Raw genomic sequence first — 17,415 nt, 5'->3', positions numbered from 1 at the left:
GTACCGGTCAGATCGTGTTACCGCCCCACAGCGCATGCAGCCACAACTTCTCCAGCACGCCGACGATGCGGTCCCGGTCGGTTGCGTTCCCCACGGACGGCAGGTCGCCCGAGAACGCCATCACGGTGGTGGCACCCAGGGTGCGGATGAGGGTGGGGATATCGTCGGAAATCGGGTGCGCGGTGCCCGCCGCGATCTCGCCTTGGACCACCGCGATGATCTGGTCGACCACCGCGAGCATCTGCTCGTCCTGGATCCGGCGGATCTCGGCGTCGGTGGCCCGGGCGGCGTAACACGCCGACATCACCGGATCGTTGTGCGCGAACGTCAACGCCGCACTGCCGACCATCCGCTTGGCGAAGGCGGCCGGGGTCTCGTCCGGACCGCGGGGTGCGAAATGCTGGGTGAGCTCCTCGAGTTCGCGCGTCGCCTCGGCCAGAATCTGAGCCAACACGGCGTATTTGGTGTCGAAGTAGAAGTAGAACCCGGACCGTGCCACGCCCGCACGCTCACTGATCATGCTCACCGACAGGTCGGCGAACGGCTTTTCCTCCAGCAGTTCGCGAACGGCCGTCACGATGGCCTCGCGCTGCCGGTCCCCTCTGCTGCGGCGGACCGGCGACTCCGGTCCCGATTCCGGCTGTGCGCTCATGGTTTAGACCTTCGCATCGCGACGCGCCAGATCAAAACTTGACATGCGTCAAGTCTGCCAGACAGGATGGCTGCACGAGTGACATCGACCACAGGTCTGTCAGCCCGACAATCTTCCAGGAGTAGAAGCAGTGGTCACGACCAAGCCCACCATCAGCACTCCGGCCTACCTGCTCGACCAGGTCAAACGAAGGTTGACCCCCACCCCGGTGACCATCCCGGGCATGGGCGTGATCGAGAAGAAGCTGCTGGAACGCGAGTGGGACGAGTTCCCCCTGGCGCCCGCTCCGGCGGGCAGCGGCCTCAAGACGGTGATGGGTGACAGCGGCTTGCCGGTGTTCGGGCACATGATCGAGATGTTCCGCGGCGGCCCCGATTTCCTGCTGCACCTCTACCGCAAGTACGGACCGGTGCACTACATGTTCTCGCCGGTGCTGCCCGCCGTGCTGGCGCTGGGGCCCGATGCGACGCAGGCGGTGTTCTCCAACCGGAACAAGGACTACTCGCAGCGGGCCTGGGATCCGGTGATCGGCCCGTTCTTCGAGGGCGGCTTGATGCTGCGCGACTTCGACGACCACATGTTCCACCGCCGGATCATGCAGGAGGCGTTCACCCGCAGCCGGCTCACCGGGTACGTCGAGCACATCGACAGTGTCGCCAGCCAGGTGATAGCCAATGATTGGGTGGCCAACGACAAGCGGTTCCTCTTCTTCCCCGCCATCAAGGAACTGACCCTGGACATCGCCTCGGTGGTGTTCATGGGCCACGAGGCCGGCACCGACACCGAACTCGTCACCACCATCAATCACGCCTTCACCACCACCACGCGTGCCGGCAATGCGATCGTGCGCAAGCCGGTACCGCCGCTGAGCTGGTGGCGCGGCATCAAGGCCCGCGAGACGCTGGAGAACTACTTCAACAGCCGACTGGCCGAGAAGCGCGCATCGGGTGACACCGACATGTTCAGCGTCTTGTGTCACGCCGAGGACGAGGACGGCCAGCGGTTCACCGACGAGGACATCGTCAGCCACATGATCTTCCTGATGATGGCCGCGCACGACACCTCCACCTCGACGCTGACCACGATGGCGTATCACCTGGCCGCCAATCAGGAGTGGCAGGATCGCTGCCGCGAAGAGTCCGACCGCATCGGGGACGGCCCGCTGGACATCGAGGCCCTGGAAAAGCTGGAAACCTACGATCTGGTGATCAACGAGGCGCTGCGGATGCAGACGCCGCTGCCGTTCAACTTCCGGCAGACCGTGCGCGACACCGAACTGCTGGGCTACTACCTGCCGGCGGGCACCAATGTGATGACGTGGCCGTCGATGAACCACCGGCTCGAGGAACTGTGGACCAATCCGGACACCTTCGATCCGTCCCGCTTCGCCGAGCCGCGCAACGAGCACAAACAGCATCGGTATGCGTTCGCGCCGTTCGGCGGCGGGGCGCACAAGTGCATCGGCATGGTGTTCGGCCAGTTGGAGATCAAGACCGTCATGCACCGGCTGCTGCGGCGCTACCGCCTCGAGTTGACGCATCCGGGCTATCAGCCGCACTACGACTACGGCGGCATGCCGGTACCGGTCGACGGCATGCCGATCGTGCTGCGCCCGATTCGCTGAGTTCGGGCGTCACGCCACCAGGCGGTTGGCGCAGGCGATGAACGCTCGCAGCGCCGATTCGGTCGCCGACTCAGACCATCCGATCGCCCACTGCGTGCGCGCCCCGTCGGTGCCGCGGATGAAGGTCGCGGTCTGGCCGCCGGCGCGCAGCTGGTGGAAGTTGAGCAGCTCGACGGCGATGCCTGCGTCGTAGAGCATGGCGGTGACGGCGGCGATCGGTGCGGGCTCGGCGGCCAGCGCCGCGAGCGCGGGGGCGCTCAGCGTCGCCGGGCCGGGACCCGAACCGAACGTCGTCGCGACGTCGTCCCAGGACATGTCGCCGGCGAGTTCGCGCACACCGCGCGGCAACGGGGTGTCGAAGAAGTCGGCGAAGCGGGGGCCGGCCAGAGTACCGGTGGTGGCGATGGTCTTGGTGATCGTCATGGCGTCGGTCTTTCGGCTCTGAGGGAGCGACCGACGGGTAGTAGCTTCCGACCCACAGCGGGGGGTCGGTCTGGATCAGACCCCGCTGCGGGTGCTGGCTACTACGAGAATGCGATGCACGTCAGCGAGGGTAGCGGCTGCGGCCGCGGCCGTGCAACCCGTTTATCGGCCGACCGCGCGCATCAGCAGCGGGATGAAGGGCCGGTGGTTCGCGCGGCCGTCACGACGGAACGGCATGCTGTCCGCCGACGCCGCGTACCAGTCGGCGCGGCTGATGCCGGACAGGTCGAGCCGATACCCGCACAGCGCCGAGACGGTGTGCAGCAACAGTGTTCCGGTGCGCCCGTTCCCCTCCCGAAAGGGGTGCACCTGGTTGTAGTCGGCGTACAGCCGGGACAGCTGGTAGACCAGCGCGGGTCCGTCGCCGGGCGGCGTGGTCACCAACCCGCGGGCCCGGTCGGTGACCTCGGCCATCCGCGCAGCGATATCGGCCTGCCATCCGAAAGCCGTTTCCCCGCGCCGCAATTCGGTCACCCGGTAACGGCCCGCCCAGGCGTACACATCGGCGAACAGCTGCTGGTGGATCACCCGGGCGTCGAGGTCGGCGGGCCCGGTGCGCCCCGCCGCGATCCGCAAGTGCCAGGCCAGCATGCGGCCGGCGGTGGCGATGCACTCCAGCTCGGTCAGCGCCACCGCGTCACCGAGTCCGAAGTTGTTGCGCAACACCGCCGTTCCCGGAATGACATACGGAATTCGCCGCCGCAGCACCCACCGACGCGGTGGCGGTTGCGCCGGCGGGTACCTGTCCCGATGGCCGGCCAGATACTCCCCGAAGCTGAGCTCGGCAGCGGCCAGGCGGGCCAGGTCGGCCAACTGCGGGCCGGTGGGTTGCCAACCCTCCAGGCGCTGCGCGGCGACGGTCTGGTCCAGCGCGCGGCGCACCGCACCGCACTCCACTACCGGAACGCCGAAGTCGAGGCCAGGAAGGCGAGTTTGCGGCTAACACCGGCCACTTCGCGGTGCACGCCGCGCAGCACCGCCCGCTCGTGCGGGGCGATCTCGGCCAGCCCGACCAGGTCACCGACCGGCGCGCCCCGCAACCACGGACCGGCACGCAGCCGCCAACGGAACCGGGTCAGCCAGACAAAGCACTCGTGCAGGGTCGACACGTCGTCGGCGTCGAGGATGCCTGCCGCGCCCGCGGCGTCGAGTCGAGCCAGGGTGGACACCGCCGTCGAACCGGCCGACAGGCCGGCCCAGCGGGCGATCTTGACCACCGGGTCGACCATCGCCAGTTTCAGGTCCACGGTATCGGCATGCCTGGACACGATGCGCAGCCGCGACGGAAAGCCCGCGCGCACGGTGGTGGCGTCGTCCAGCATCGCCTGGCGGACCGGGTAATGCCGGCGCGCCGCGTCGACGGCGCGAACCCGCAGCATGTCCCCCGTCCCCGGGCCCACCTCGACGGCATCGGCCATCAGTCCGGTCATGACGACACCCCGGTCGGTGCGCGGCTCGGCCGCCCAGTGTTCGATGCCGTCGAGCCAGTTCGATGCCCGGCGGCAGAATCGCGGCCGGCTGGCCAGCACCCCGTTGCCGTCGCCCTGCACCCCGCACCGCTCCAGCAGCGCGTGCACGTCGGCAGCCCGGGCCAACAGCGCCGCCTTCTGCTCGTCGGAGACGGCGTCGGCCACCGCGATCATCGTCTCGACATCCGAACCCGGGGCCGCCTCGCCGCGCGCCGCACTACCGGAGACGAACCAGCTCCACTGCGGTTCGCCGGCGCCGGAGACCAGCCGGACGGCAGCGGTGACGCCGTGACGCAGCACCGTCGACCAGCCGGCGGCAAGGTCGGCCGCTGGGGTCTGCGCGGCCAGCTCGTCGATCAGGGCCAGCCGGGCTTGCTCCATCGCTGCACGAAGGCCGGCTTCGTCGCTGGCAGCATCCATGGCATGCACCGCACCGGAGAGCATGGCATCGATTGTCACTCGGCTGCTCCCCTGACGCTGGTCACACAGATGTCACATCGCCGAAATGTGCGGATCAAAAACACACCCTAATTTCTATCGCACGACAGTTATTCACCACCATCCAGGAGCACACGTCATGACCGCCACCTTCGATCCGGCGATCTCCTCCCAGGAGGACGCCGCCACCTTGGAGGAACTCGGCTATACGCAGGAGTTGCACCGCGGCATCGGCGGTTACGCCGCTTTCGCCGCCGGCTTCTCCTTCGTGTCGATCCTCACCACCGTATTCGCGTTCTTCCCTTTGGGTTTCGCACTCGGCGGGCCGGCGTTCTTCTTCACCTGGCCCATCGTGTTCATCTGCCAGTTCTGTGTCTGCCTGGTGTTCGCCGAACTGTCCGGCAAGTTCCCCGTCGCCGGCGCCATCTACCAGTGGTCGCGCCGGTTGGCCGGTAACGCCGTCGGCTGGTTCGCCGGCTGGTTCATGCTGATCGGCTACATCGTGTCCATTGCCGCGCTGGCGATCGCCATGCAGACCGTCTTGCCGCCGATCTGGAGCGGCTTCCAGCTCGTCGGCACCGACATGGATCCGCTGTCGGTCGACGGCGCCACCAACGGCATCATCCTGGGTGCCATCACCATCGTGGCGTGCACCGTCATCAGCGCCGCCGGCGTGCGGTTCATGGCCCGGATCACCGTCACCGGCGTCACCCTGGAGATCATCGGTGTGCTCCTCATCGTCGGGGCGATGTTCTTCACCGCCGAGCGCAGTCCCGGGCAAGCGATCACCGACACCGGCGGGCACGGCTCGGGTGTGCACTACCTGCCCGCGTTCCTGGCGTCGATGCTGATGGCCGCCTACGTGATGTACGGATTCGACAGCGCCGCAGAACTTTCCGAGGAGACCAAGGACCCACGCCGCACCGCACCCAAGGCGATCGTGACCGCCCTGTTGGTGTCGTTCGTCGGTGGCGGGCTGATGATCCTGGCCGCCCTCATGTCCGCCCCCGAACTGGGTGACGACCTGGCCCACGGCGGCATGGCGTGGGTCATCGAGAGCCAGCTCGACACGTGGCTGGGCAAGACCCTGCTGGGCCTGGTCGCGGTGGCGATCTTCTCGGCCACTCTGGCCATCCAGGCGTCGGCGTCGCGGGTGATGTTCTCGATGGCGCGCGACAACCGGCTCCCGTTCGGGAAACTGCTGGCCAGGGTCAACAAGCGGACCGGCACCCCGGTCATCACCGGCGTCGCGGTCAGCCTGCTGGCCATCGCGGTGCTGTTGGTCAACCTGGGACAGTCCAGCGTGTTCGCCGCCATCGCCTCGGTGTCGGTGGTCATCGTCTACCTGGCCTACCTGATGGTGACGGTCCCGGCGTTGATCCACCGCCTGCGCGGCACCAGCCTCTCGCACGGCAAGCCGGTGATGGACCTGGGCCGCTGGGGCATCCCGATCAATCTTGTCGCCGTGGTGATGGGCGCCCTGCTCGTGATCAATATCGGCTGGCCCCGGCAGGATGTCTACAACCCGGCAGGCGATTCATGGTTCCTGCAGTACTTCGCGGTGATCTTCGTCGCACTGACCCTGGTCGCCGGGTACGCCGCCTACCGCGTGGTCAAAGACCGCGACGGCGCACCTGACCCTGCCGACGCGCTGGTCGCTCGCAAAAAACACTGATCCACGTCCCGCGACCCAACCCGGAATCGGTGTCTCACGGCCGTGAGACACCGATTCTGGGTCTGCTCGGGACCTGCGCCAGGATGGGCCGGTGACGTGGTGGGAGGTGCTGTTCCTGGCAATCGCCGGAATCGGCGGCGGATTGACGGGCAGCATCGCCGGGCTGGCCTCGGTATCCACCTACCCGGCCCTGCTGCTCGTCGGCTTGCCGCCGGTGGCCGCCAACGTCACCAACACCGTCGCGCTGGTGGGCAACGGCGTCGGCTCGGTCTGGGGGTCGCTGCCCGAACTGCAGGGCCAAGGACCCAAGCTGCGGCGGATGCTGCCTGCGGCCGTGCTCGGCGGCGCAGCCGGAGCGGTGTTGCTGCTGTCGATCCCGGCCGAGGGATTCGAGAACGTGGTGCCGGTGCTGCTGGCGGTGTCATCGGTGGCCATCGCGCTTCCCGTCCGCAACGATCCCGGGCGCGTTCACAGCACCAGACACCGTGTCCTGCAAACCCTTTCAGTGCTGGCGATCTGTGTCTACGGCGGATTCTTCGGGGCGGCGGCCGGCGTGCTGCTGTTGGCCTTGTTCCTGCGCACCGGCAGCGCCACGCTGGCCGACGCCAACGCCACCAAGAACGTGGTGCTGGGGGTGGCCAACGGCGTAGCCGCGATCGGATTCATCGTCTTCGCGCCGGTGCACTGGGCCGCCGTCGTGCCGTTGGGTCTCGGCTGCCTGTTGGGGGCGCGGCTGGGGCCGGTGGTGGTGCGCCACGCTCCGGCCACCCCTCTGCGACTGCTCATCGCCGTCGCGGGGTTGGGGCTGGCAGTCAAGCTCGGGCTGGACACCTACTAAAGCGCGTGGGCCGTCAGTGCTCGTACCCCACGCACGCCTCGGCGCCGTTGATGACGCCCTCACGGAATGCCCGCACCCGGTCGAAGCCGGCGCCCTGCCGGTCGGCATCGTCGGCGCCCCGGAAGACCAGCAGTGCCTTGATCGGGCACACGCCGCAGCGATTCGCTTGCGCATGGGCAAACAGTAATGCGCCGGCTTGGAATTGGCTTGGAATCCGATGAGCAGTTTGTTTACCGTATCCGCGGTCGCCGAAGGCGACTTCAGGCAATCGCTGATCCGCGGCCGCCGGCGTGCCGTCCGGCCCGGCCCAGCTGGGGCCGGGCACACCCGTCATTGTTCGGTAAGGCTTTCGGGAACCTCCCTGGGCTAGCGTGGGATCGTGAGTGCGCCCATCGCCCCCGGTACCCGATTGCTCTGCGGTGTCGCCTCCGCGGCGATCACCCTCGGCGTCAGCGCATTGGCCGCCATCCCGCTGGGCGCATCGGGCGACGCCCGCACCGCCGTGGGGTCGAGCATCATCGACCACACCCCGGGGCCGGTCAAGGAATGGGCGATCCAAACCTTCGGCACCTCCGACAAGCTGTTCCTGACGGTAGCCGTGCTGCTGGTGATTGCCATCCTGGCAGCGCTGGCGGGCCTGCTGGAACGTCGCCGCGTGCCGATCGGCAGTGTCATGTTCGCCGCCGCGGGGGTGCTCGGGTGTGCGGCGGTGCTGACCCGCACCGGCGCCGGCCCGCTCGACGCCGTTCCGACGGTGGTGGGCACGCTGGCCGGAATCGCGACCCTGCGTTTCCTGACGTCGGGACGGCTGCGCGACGATTCGGCCAACAGCGCCGCCGAGACCGATCCCGGCCGCCGGCTCTCGCTGGCCGCTCTCGGGTTTCTCGGGGTGGGCACCCTGACCGGCGCGCTGGGCACGATCTATGGCGGCCGGGTCAATTCCGTTTCCGGCGACCGGAATTCGTTCACCCCGCCGCCGCTGGCCAAACCCGCTGCACCGGTGCCGGCCGGGGTGCAGCCGGCCGGTGTGGAACTGCCGAGCTTCGTGACCGGCAACGCCGACTTCTACCGGATCGACACCGCACTCGCCGTGCCGCAGTTGTCCCGGGCCGACTGGAAACTGCGCATCCACGGCATGGTCGATCACGAGAAGACTTACCGTTTCGATGATTTGGCCGGTTTCGAGCTCATCGAGAAGATGGTCACCCTGACGTGCGTGTCGAACCCGGTCGGGGGTGACCTCATCGGCAACGCGGTGTGGACCGGCTACCGGGTGCGTGATCTGCTGGCCGCCGCCGGCGTGCATGCCGACGCCGATATGGTGCTGTCCACGTCCAGCGACGGGTTCACCGCCGGTTCCCCGGTGCAGGCGCTCACCGATGATCGCGACGCGTTGCTGGCCATCACCATGAACGGTCAGCCGCTGCCCGTCGAGCACGGTTATCCGGCCCGGCTGGTGGTGCCCGGACTCTACGGTTATGTCTCGGCAACCAAATGGGTCGTCGACCTGGAACTCACCAGATTCGATCGCGCCGAGGCCTATTGGACGAAGCTGGGCTGGGCCCCGCAGGGACCGATCAAGACCCAGTCCCGCATCGACGTGCCGCGGTCGGGCGCCGATATCCCCCGGGGATCAGCGCGGTTCGGTGGAGTGGCCTGGGCACAGAACCGCGGCGTGCGGGCGGTGGAGGTGCGCATCGACTCCCCGGGCCACGAGGGCACCTGGCAGCCCGCCACGCTGGGCGCGGCGTACTCCAACGACACGTGGCGACTGTGGAGTTTCGACTGGCAGACCGATCAGCCTGGCCTACATACCATCACCGTGCGCGCGACCGACAACACCGGGGCGGTGCAGACAGCCGACCTCGCCGATGTGGTGCCCGACGGCGCGACCGGCTATCACAGTGTGGACTTCACCGTCACCTAATTCGGTTTCGTGGTCCACCCGGACCGGGCTACGTTGTTCGCCATGACCTCGACGCCCGCTCAACGCTGGCGTGCCACGCTGCGCTCGGCGCTGCTGCACGCCCGCAAACAGCGCGACACCGTGCGGGTGCCGGCGATCCGCAGTGCGCTCAGCGCGATCGACAACGCCGAGACACCGGCCACCGCGCCGACGCACCCCCTGCTCGACGGCCCGATCGCGCACAGCGTCGCCGGTCTCGGCGCGGCCGAGGTCGCCCGCCGGGAACTCACCGAGGCCGAGATCTTGGCCCTGCTGCACGCCGAGGTCGACGAACGGATCAGCGCCGCAACACAGTTCAGCGCCGCCGGACACGACGACCGGGCGGCCCAATTGCGCGCCGAAGCCGCGGTGCTCGAAGGGTTAGTGACCGGGTCGTGACGCGGCCGCCGCCGGGTAGTGCGGGCTGGTCGGGTCACGGAACTCCCGGCCGGTCATCTGTTCGGTCCTGATCCTGACGAAATGGTCGCGGCGACCACTGACCCATGGTGTGACGAACGTTCCGGCGACCTCGACCAGGTCTTCGACGTCGGTGACCGGCTCGGCATGACCGACGACCGTCACGCTCCACCCGGAGCGCAGATCCTGGTCCAGTTCGTCGGCTTCGAAGGCCACCACCTGGCGGTCGGCGGCCGCGGCCAGCTTGCCGCCACCGGCGACCCGGATGACCACATCATCGCGCCACAGCCGGAAGTTCACCGGCTGGACGGCGGGCAGTGCGCTCTGGGTGAAGATGAGCCGGCCGACGCGGGTGGTCTGCAACCGGTCCAGGCACTGCCTACGGTTGAGGACGTCGAGGTCGTGTGTGTTCGGCATGGTTCTCACTGTCCGCCCGGATGCGGGTCGGGCACAGGGCCGAAAGTCCCGACTTGTCGGCCGTCCGTGGCACGGTGGAACCATGTTGCTCAGCGCGGTGGCGGAAGCGTCGGTCGATGTGGCGGCGTCCTCGTCGCGGCTGGCCAAGACCGCTCGGGTGGCCGACCTGCTGGCACATGCCGATCCCGCCGTCGTGGGCCTGCTGGTGTCCTGGCTGGCCGGTGAGCTTCCCCAGCGCCAGATCGGGGTCGGCTGGGCCGCCTTGCGCAGCCTGCCCCGGCCCGCCGACACTGCGACGCTGACGGTGCCCGCCGTCGATCGAGCGTTTTCCCGGATCAAGAGCACCACCGGCAAGGGCTCGCAGGCGCAGCGCGCACAGCTACTGGGCGACCTGTTCACCGCCGCCACCGCAGGCGAACAGGCCTTCCTGCGCCGCTTGCTCTCCGGTGAGCTGCGCCAGGGCGCCCTGGCCGGGGTGATGTCCGATGCGGTCGCCAAGGCCGCGGGGGTACCCGCAGCCCAGGTCCGCAGGGCGGCAATGCTGGCCGGTGAGTTGCCCGCTGTCGCCGTTGCCGCGTTGTCCGACGGCACCGCAGGTCTGGCCCGATTCGCCCTCACCGTCGGTCGGCCGGTCGGCCCGATGCTCGCGCAGACCGCCACCGATATCGGTGACGCACTCGAAAAGCTGGGCGGTGACGTCGTTTTCGAGGCGAAGTTGGACGGCGCGCGGGTGCAGATCCACCGCAACGGCGGCACGGTGTCGGTGTACACCCGCAGCCTCGACGATGTCACTGCCCGCCTGCCGGAGGTGGTCGATGCCGCACTCGCGCTGCCGGTCACCGATTTCATCGCCGATGCCGAGGCCATCGCGCTCCGTCCGGACGGCCGTCCACACCGATTCCAGGTCACCGCGTCGCGGTTCGGCAACAAGTCAGGTGTCCGGGAACACCCACTGTCGGTGTTCTTCTTCGACATGCTGCACCACGATGGCACCGATCTGCTCGACGTGCCGACCGTCGATCGGTTGACGGTGCTGGACGCGGTGGTGCCCGCCGGGCAGCGGGTGGACCGGCTGATCACCGCCGATCCCGACACCGCGGGGCGGTTCCTGCAGTCCGTGCTGGCCGCCGGTCACGAAGGTGTGATGGCCAAATCGTCGAGCGCCCCGTACGAGGCCGGTCGGCGCGGGTCCGGCTGGCTCAAGGTCAAACCGGTGCACACCCTCGACCTGGTGGTGCTGGCGGTGGAATGGGGTTCGGGGCGACGCACCGGCAAGCTGTCCAATATCCACCTCGGCGCCCGCGACCCGGCGACGGGCGGATTCGTGATGCTGGGCAAGACCTTCAAGGGCATGACCGATGCCACGCTGGATTGGCAAACACGGCGTTTCACCGAGCTTGCCGTCGGAGGCACCGATGGGTACGTGGTCACGGTGCGACCGGAACAGGTCGTCGAAATCGCCTTCGACGGGGTGCAGGGTTCCACCCGGTACCCGGGTGGGATGGCGTTGCGGTTCGCCCGGGTGATCCGCTACCGCGAGGACAAACGCGCCGACGAGGCGGACACCATCGACACCGTGCGGGCCCATTACGAGCGCGCCGATTGAACCTAAACGGCGGTTCGGCCCCGGCCCAGTTTGTCGCGATGAAAGGATCGCCCCATGGCTTCACCGACGACACCTCTGGAAGAACGCAAGGGCGATATCACCTATATCCGCACCGATGCCGACCTCCCGCCGGTCGCGATCATCGATCGCTCCCCCATCACCGTGCGGCACCGCGTCATCTTCGGGGTGATCGCCCTGCTCGGTGCGATCGCCTGGGCAGTCATCGCGTTCCTGCGCGGTGAGACGGTGAACGCGGTGTGGTTCGTCATCGCCGCCATCTGCACCTATGTCATCGGCTTCCGGTTCTACGCGCGGTTGATCGAGAACAAGATCGTGCAGCCGCGCGACGACCACGCCACCCCGGCCGAGATCTTCGAGAACGGCACCGATTACATGCCCACCGACCGGCGGGTCCTGTTCGGCCATCACTTCGCCGCGATCGCCGGCGCCGGGCCGTTGGTCGGGCCGGTGCTGGCGATGCAGATGGGTTACCTGCCCGGCACCATCTGGATCATCATCGGGGCGCTGGTGGCCGGCTGCGTCCAGGACTACCTGGTGCTGTCCATCTCGGTGCGTCGCCGCGGCCGTTCGCTGGGCCAGATGGCCCGCGACGAACTCGGCAGTATCGGCGGGGTGGCCGCGATCGTCGGGGTACTCGTCATCATGGTGATCCTGCTCGCGGTGCTGGCGCTGGTGGTGGTCAACGCGCTGGCCGAGAGCCCGTGGGGCGTGTTCTCCATCGCGATGACCATTCCGATCGCGATCTTCATGGGCCTGTACCTGCGCTTCCTGCGTCCGGGCCGGGTGTCCGAGGTGTCGCTCATCGGCGTCGTGCTGTTGCTGCTGGCCGTGGTCGCCGGCGGCTGGGTGGCCGAAACGTCCTGGGGTGCCGACTGGTTCACCTTGTCGAAGGTGACGCTGTCGTGGTGCATCATCGTCTACGGCCTGGCCGCCTCCGTGCTGCCGGTGTGGCTGCTGCTGGCGCCCCGCGATTACCTGTCCACGTTCATGAAGGTCGGCACCATCGTCTTGCTGGCCATCGGCATTGTGCTGGCCCGCCCGGTGATGGAGGCCCCGGCGATCTCGCACTTCGCTAGCAGCGGCTCGGGCCCGGTATTCGCCGGGGCGCTGTTCCCCTTCCTGTTCATCACCATCGCCTGCGGGGCCCTGTCCGGATTCCATTCGCTGATCTCGTCAGGGACCACGCCGAAGCTGCTGGAGAAGGAATCGCAGATGCGGCTGATCGGCTACGGCGGCATGCTCACCGAGTCGTTCGTGGCCATCATGGCGCTCATCACCGCGGCCATCCTCAACCAGCATCTGTACTTCGCCATCAACGCGCCGACCGCTTCCACCGGGACCACGGCGCAGACCGCGGCCGATTACGTCAACGGGCTCGGGCTCTCCGGCCAACCGATCACCGGCGCGGAGATCGCCGATGCCGCCGAGAGCGTCGGTGAGAAGTCGATCGTTTCCCGCACCGGCGGCGCACCGACCCTGGCCTTCGGCATGTCCGAGGTGCTGCACCAGGTGTTCGGCGGGGCGAGCATGAAGGCGTTCTGGTATCACTTCGCGATCATGTTCGAGGCGCTGTTCATCCTGACCACCGTCGACGCCGGCACCCGGGTGGCCCGGTTCATGCTGTCCGACGGGTTGGCCAATCTCGGTGGCCCGCTGAAGAACCTGCGCGATCCGAGCTGGCGGATCGGTGCGTGGGTGTGCAGCGTCATCGTGGTGGCCGCGTGGGGCAGCATCCTGCTGATGGGCGTCACCGACCCGCTGGGTGGGATCAACACCCTGTTCCCGTTGTTCGGGATCGCCAACCAGTTGCTGGCCGCCATCGCACTGACGGTGGTCACCGTGGTGATCATCAAGCGTGGACTGGTGAAGTGGGCCTGGATCCCGGGCGTGCCGTTGTTGTGGGACCTGACCGTCACGATGACGGCGTCCTTCCAGAAGATCTTCTCCGGCGATCCGAAAGTCGGCTATTGGAAGCAGCATTCGCAGTACGTTGCGGCCAAGGACGCCGGCAAGACCGCGTTCGGGGCGGCCAAGAACCCCGACCAGCTGGACGCCGTCATCCGCAACACGTTCATCCAGGGCACGCTGTCGGTCATCTTCGCGGTGCTGGTACTCATCGTGTTCGTCGCCGGTGTGGTGGTGGCCGCGCGGGCGTTGCGCGGGGCGGCACGCCCGCTGTCCGCCGACGACCCTGCGCCGTCCAAACTGTTCGCGCCGTCCGGACTGATCCCCACCGCCGCGGAGAAGGAGGTGCAGAAAGAATGGGACGCCTTACCGAGCTCGTCGGCCAGATCCGTTGGTACTGCTCATCATTGATGGGCGACAACCACTACCAGCGCTACCTGCACCATCGCCGCCGTACCCACCCCGGCGAGCCGGTGCTCACCGAACGGGACTACTGGCGTCAGCGCCACGCGGCAGCGGACGCCAACCCGGCCGCGCGCTGCTGCTGAGCGACGGTCAAGATCCCCGGTACGCAGTGACGATCGGCTCCAGTTCATCCGGCGTGGCGCCGTGCAGGATGACGGCGTCGGCGCCGTAGTCGAACTCCTGGCGAATACGGTCCACACAGTGTTGTGCCGATCCGGTGGCAGAGGGTTCCAGCCATTCGTCGGGAATGAGAGTGGCAATATGCTCGATCTGCTCGGCGGTGGCCTTGTGGTCGATGCCCCCTGGTATGGAGGTAACCACGTCGTCACTCCGAAATCGTTGCAGCACAGCCGGATCCCAGTTGTTGATGCTGACCATCAAATCGCCGTAGCCCTGCAGGTAGGTGGCCAGCCGGGCCACCGTCTTCTTGAGCCGTAGTTCCTCGGGTAGGTGGTCGCCGACGGTGGCGAAACACGACCAGACGCGCACGGCGGCCGGGTCCCGGCCGGCCCGTTCCGCAGCGTCCTTGACGGTCTTGACCGCACGTTGCAACGTCTCCGGGGTGAAGTAGGTGTGCAGGATGACGTCGTCGAAGACACGGCCCCCGAGCGCGAGGGTTTGCGGCCCGAACGCCACGATGGCCAGCCGGATGTCCGCACGGAAATCGGGGTCCAGGAACAGCATCTGATACTTGCCCATCGGGCCGTCGTGGTTGAGGATCACCTCGCCCTGCCACAGCCGGCGCATCACCGTGGCGAAGTCCTCCATCTGGGCGGTCGTCACGGCCGGAACCCCGAAGGCCTGGTACATGGCGGCGATGCCACGGCCGATACCCAGGGTGAATCTGCCACCGGACAGTTTGTGCATGGTGGTCGCCCACGACCCGGTGATCAATGGATGACGGGTGTTGTGATTGGTGGCGGCGGTGGCGATCCGCATGCGGCTGGTCACCGCGCACGCCGCACCGGTCAGCGATGACGCCTCCTTGACGTTCCAGCGCTCCGAGATGAACGCGGTGCCGAAGCCGAGTTGCTCACCCCGGCGCGCCTCGTCGACCAGGGCCGCCGGGCCGTCCCCGCCGGCGCCGGCCAGCAGGTAGTAGCCCAGCTCGTCGAGGGGTGTCGTTGTCATGGCCATCATCGTTGTCTACTGAGAAGGTGTCGACACCACAACTCGGAACGGCCACCGGCGACCCGGATCTGATCGCGCGGGTCGAACCCCTGGCCCGAGCCGCCGGTCTCGGTGACCGCCTCAGCGTGGTGTGCATCCGGGACGGCGTGCACCGCCACGCTCATTTCGGAGCCGGGCCCGCCACGGTGTACGAGATCGGGTCCGTCACCAAAACGATGACGTCGCTGCTCTTCGCGGAAGCAATCGAGACGGGAGAGCTGCGCACCGACACCCCTCTCGGGACCCTGCTGGACCTCGACGGCTGCTCGGTGGCTGAGGTCACCCTGGAGGAGCTTGCCGGTCACCGCTCTGGGCTGCCTCGGGTCGCCACCGGCCTGCGGGATCGCGCGAACGCGATCGTCGCGGTGCTGCGGCACCGCAATCCGTACACGGCGGACCTTCGGCGGCTGCTTATCCAAGCCAGAGCGGCTGAAGTAGTTGACAGAGGCCAGTTTTCGTACTCCAATCTGGGCTTTGCCCTACTGGGCCAGGCGCTGGCAGCGCATGCCGGGGTCGGGTTCCCCGAGTTGCTGCAGCACCGCCTGTTCGGTCGACTCGGTATGACGCAATCGAGCACACCGCTGTCCAGCGCCGACCTGCCCACCGACGCGCCGACGGGATGGAGCGCCCGCGGCACCCGCGAGCAGGCGTGGACGTTGGGCGCGTACGCGCCTGCCGGTGGGGTGCGCTCGACTGCCGGCGACATGGCCATCTACGCGCGAGCGTTGCTCGACGGTGCAGCGCCGGGCCGCACCGCGCTCGACCCCCGTTGGGATGCCGACGGTGGGAGCCGGGTGGGATACGCCTGGTTCACCGATCGCGTCGCGGACGTCGACATCGTCTGGCACAACGGCGCAACCGGGGGCTTCTCGAGCATGCTGGCGCTGGACCGGGCCGGCGCTGCGGCGGCCGTGATCCTCGCCAATACCGCGGTCGCGGTTGACGAGATCGCGTTGCGGCTTTTGGTGGATACGACGTGACGGAACTGGCGCGGAGACTTCTGAGCCGAACGGACTTGTCGTACCACTCTGTCAGAATGGGGTATGTCCACCGCCGCAGCATCTTTGGAACCCAAAGAGCGGCTGGAGGGGCTGTTCGATGAGGTCGCCGAACTGATGGGCCAGCGCAACGCCATCGACAGCCGGCTGGTCGAAATCGTCGCCGAGATCGACCGCACCGACCTCGCCGGCATGACCGGCTGCCGCTCCATCAACGCCCTGGTCGCCTGGAAGACCGGCATGTCCGAACGCAACGCCGAGGTCATAGTCGCCGTCGCGAACCGCCTCGACGACTTTCCTCGCTGCGCGCAAGGCATGCGGGAAGGCAAACTCTCGTTGGACCAGGTCGGCGTCATCGCCGAACGCGCCGCCGACGGCTCTGATGCCCACTACAGCGAACTGGCCCTCTCGGCCACCGTCAGCCAACTGCGCACCGCGATCAACTTCGTGCCCCGCCCACAGCCCAAAGGCAAAACCGAACCGACACCGCAGATCACCAAAACCGAACACGGCCAGCACACCACCTACCGCATCACCCTGCCCCGACTGGAAGCCGCCACACTCGACGCCGCCCTCCAATCGCGCCACGACGGACTCATCGCCGAACACCCCGCCGACGACCAGACTCCATTGCCCACCCGGGTCGACGCGTTCATGAGCCTGGTCAAGGCCGGCTGGGACACCGACGTCGCCGCCCGCCCCCACGGCCAACACACCACCGTCATCGTGCACGTCGAGGTCGACCAACCCGCCGCCCTGCACCTCGGACCAATCCTCACCGACAACGAGCGCCGCGAACTGCTCTGCGACACCACCTGCGAAGTCTGGTTCCAACGCGACGGCCAACCGATCGGGGCCGGGCGCAGCACCCGCACCATCAGCCGCCGACTCCGCCGCGCCCTGGAACACCGCGACCGGCACTGCGTCATCCCCGGCTGCGCATCCACCCGAGGCTTGCATGCGCATCACCTCACGCATTGGGAGGACGGCGGCCCCACCGAGCTGGACAACCTGGTGCTGCTCTGCCCGCGGCATCACCGCCAGCATCACCGCGGGGAGATCACCATCACCGGCCCCGCCGATCGCCTCGTCGTCACCGACACCGACGGCGACCCCATCGACCGCGGATCACTAGCCCGACCACCCACCACGGCGCCACCGACCGTCGGCCCCTATCAAGGGCCGACCGGTGAACGCGCCCAATGGTGGTGGTACAACCCATTCCAACCACCACCCCCCGGGGACAACTAGGCGACCACTAGGGCGCGCTTGCTAGATTCGCGGTGAGTGAG

17 protein-coding genes are annotated in these 17,415 nt (G+C 67.9%); 10 read left to right on the top strand and 7 right to left on the bottom strand.

The features are described from left to right. Positions 1–7: 7 nt before the first annotated feature. The gene (locus tag SBI67_RS21170; RefSeq protein ID WP_318982439.1) at positions 8–652 is read right to left on the bottom strand and encodes a TetR/AcrR family transcriptional regulator; all 645 of its coding nucleotides are present in this window, start codon (positions 650–652) and stop codon (positions 8–10) included. Between the two features lie 130 nt (positions 653–782). On the opposite strand from SBI67_RS21170, the gene SBI67_RS21165 reads away from it, so the two are divergent. Next, a complete protein-coding gene (locus SBI67_RS21165) occupies positions 783–2,276 on the top strand; it encodes a cytochrome P450 (protein WP_318982438.1) in 1,494 nt (497 codons plus the stop codon). 9 nt (positions 2,277–2,285) lie between these two features. On the opposite strand, the gene SBI67_RS21160 is transcribed toward SBI67_RS21165, so the two are convergent. From SBI67_RS21160 to SBI67_RS21150, 3 genes are all read right to left on the bottom strand, one after another. Then, complete coding sequence (locus SBI67_RS21160; RefSeq protein WP_318982437.1) at positions 2,286–2,699, bottom strand: homocitrate synthase; 414 nt, start codon at positions 2,697–2,699, stop codon at positions 2,286–2,288. A 162-nt stretch (positions 2,700–2,861) separates the two neighbouring features. Then, on the bottom strand, positions 2,862–3,641 hold the full coding sequence (locus SBI67_RS21155) for a Fic/DOC family protein (RefSeq protein ID WP_318982436.1): 780 nt from the start codon (positions 3,639–3,641) through the stop codon (positions 2,862–2,864). A 14-nt stretch (positions 3,642–3,655) separates the two neighbouring features. Further along, positions 3,656–4,672, bottom strand: a complete 1,017-nt coding sequence (locus tag SBI67_RS21150) for a putative nucleotidyltransferase substrate binding domain-containing protein (RefSeq protein ID WP_318982601.1) — start codon at positions 4,670–4,672, stop codon at positions 3,656–3,658. Positions 4,673–4,805: 133 nt separating this feature from the next. Between SBI67_RS21150 and SBI67_RS21145 the strand changes: the two genes are divergently transcribed. Next, positions 4,806–6,341: an amino acid permease gene (locus SBI67_RS21145; protein WP_318982435.1), complete on the top strand. Its 1,536-nt coding sequence runs from the start codon at positions 4,806–4,808 to the stop codon at positions 6,339–6,341. 91 nt (positions 6,342–6,432) lie between these two features. After that, positions 6,433–7,179: a sulfite exporter TauE/SafE family protein gene (locus SBI67_RS21140; RefSeq protein WP_318982434.1), complete on the top strand. Its 747-nt coding sequence runs from the start codon at positions 6,433–6,435 to the stop codon at positions 7,177–7,179. 13 nt (positions 7,180–7,192) lie between these two features. Here SBI67_RS21140 and SBI67_RS21135 read toward each other — a convergent pair whose 3' ends face one another. Further along, complete coding sequence (locus SBI67_RS21135; protein ID WP_318982433.1) at positions 7,193–7,504, bottom strand: hypothetical protein; 312 nt, start codon at positions 7,502–7,504, stop codon at positions 7,193–7,195. 54 nt (positions 7,505–7,558) lie between these two features. On the opposite strand from SBI67_RS21135, the gene SBI67_RS21130 reads away from it, so the two are divergent. Both SBI67_RS21130 and SBI67_RS21125 read left to right on the top strand, forming a co-directional pair. Then, complete coding sequence (locus tag SBI67_RS21130; protein ID WP_318982432.1) at positions 7,559–9,106, top strand: molybdopterin-dependent oxidoreductase; 1,548 nt, start codon at positions 7,559–7,561, stop codon at positions 9,104–9,106. A gap of 42 nt (positions 9,107–9,148) precedes the next feature. Continuing rightward, positions 9,149–9,523 carry a GatB/YqeY domain-containing protein gene (locus tag SBI67_RS21125; RefSeq protein WP_318982431.1) on the top strand — a complete coding sequence of 125 codons (375 nt, stop codon included), beginning with the start codon at positions 9,149–9,151 and terminating at the stop codon, positions 9,521–9,523. Here SBI67_RS21125 and SBI67_RS21120 read toward each other — a convergent pair. Further along, on the bottom strand, positions 9,506–9,958 hold the full coding sequence (locus tag SBI67_RS21120; RefSeq protein WP_318982430.1) for a pyridoxamine 5'-phosphate oxidase family protein: 453 nt from the start codon (positions 9,956–9,958) through the stop codon (positions 9,506–9,508). The genes SBI67_RS21125 and SBI67_RS21120 overlap by 18 nt on opposite strands. A gap of 82 nt (positions 9,959–10,040) precedes the next feature. On the opposite strand from SBI67_RS21120, the gene SBI67_RS21115 reads away from it, so the two are divergent. From SBI67_RS21115 to SBI67_RS21105, 3 genes are read left to right on the top strand one after another with little or no spacing between them, the layout of a single operon-like run. Further along, positions 10,041–11,564: an ATP-dependent DNA ligase gene (locus SBI67_RS21115; RefSeq protein WP_318982429.1), complete on the top strand. Its 1,524-nt coding sequence runs from the start codon at positions 10,041–10,043 to the stop codon at positions 11,562–11,564. A gap of 54 nt (positions 11,565–11,618) precedes the next feature. Then, positions 11,619–13,901: a carbon starvation CstA family protein gene (locus SBI67_RS21110; protein ID WP_318982428.1), complete on the top strand. Its 2,283-nt coding sequence runs from the start codon at positions 11,619–11,621 to the stop codon at positions 13,899–13,901. Continuing rightward, positions 13,847–14,038 carry a CstA-like transporter-associated (seleno)protein gene (locus SBI67_RS21105; RefSeq protein ID WP_318982427.1) on the top strand — a complete coding sequence of 64 codons (192 nt, stop codon included), beginning with the start codon at positions 13,847–13,849 and terminating at the stop codon, positions 14,036–14,038. The genes SBI67_RS21110 and SBI67_RS21105 overlap by 55 nt, the downstream gene beginning before the upstream one ends. Positions 14,039–14,045: 7 nt before the next feature. Here SBI67_RS21105 and SBI67_RS21100 read toward each other — a convergent pair whose 3' ends face one another. Beyond that, a complete protein-coding gene (locus SBI67_RS21100) occupies positions 14,046–15,086 on the bottom strand; it encodes a TIGR03857 family LLM class F420-dependent oxidoreductase (protein WP_318982426.1) in 1,041 nt (346 codons plus the stop codon). A gap of 26 nt (positions 15,087–15,112) precedes the next feature. Here SBI67_RS21100 and SBI67_RS21095 point away from each other — a divergent pair, with 26 nt between their 5' ends. Continuing rightward, a complete protein-coding gene (locus tag SBI67_RS21095) occupies positions 15,113–16,105 on the top strand; it encodes a serine hydrolase domain-containing protein (protein WP_318982425.1) in 993 nt (330 codons plus the stop codon). A gap of 63 nt (positions 16,106–16,168) precedes the next feature. After that, positions 16,169–17,374, top strand: a complete 1,206-nt coding sequence (locus SBI67_RS21090; RefSeq protein ID WP_318982424.1) for an HNH endonuclease signature motif containing protein — start codon at positions 16,169–16,171, stop codon at positions 17,372–17,374. Positions 17,375–17,415: the final 41 nt, after the last annotated feature.

Source organism: Mycolicibacterium chengduense, from assembly GCF_033741155.1.
Lineage (GTDB): Bacteria > Actinomycetota > Actinomycetes > Mycobacteriales > Mycobacteriaceae > Mycobacterium.
This window is presented reverse-complemented; position numbering and strand designations above follow the sequence as displayed.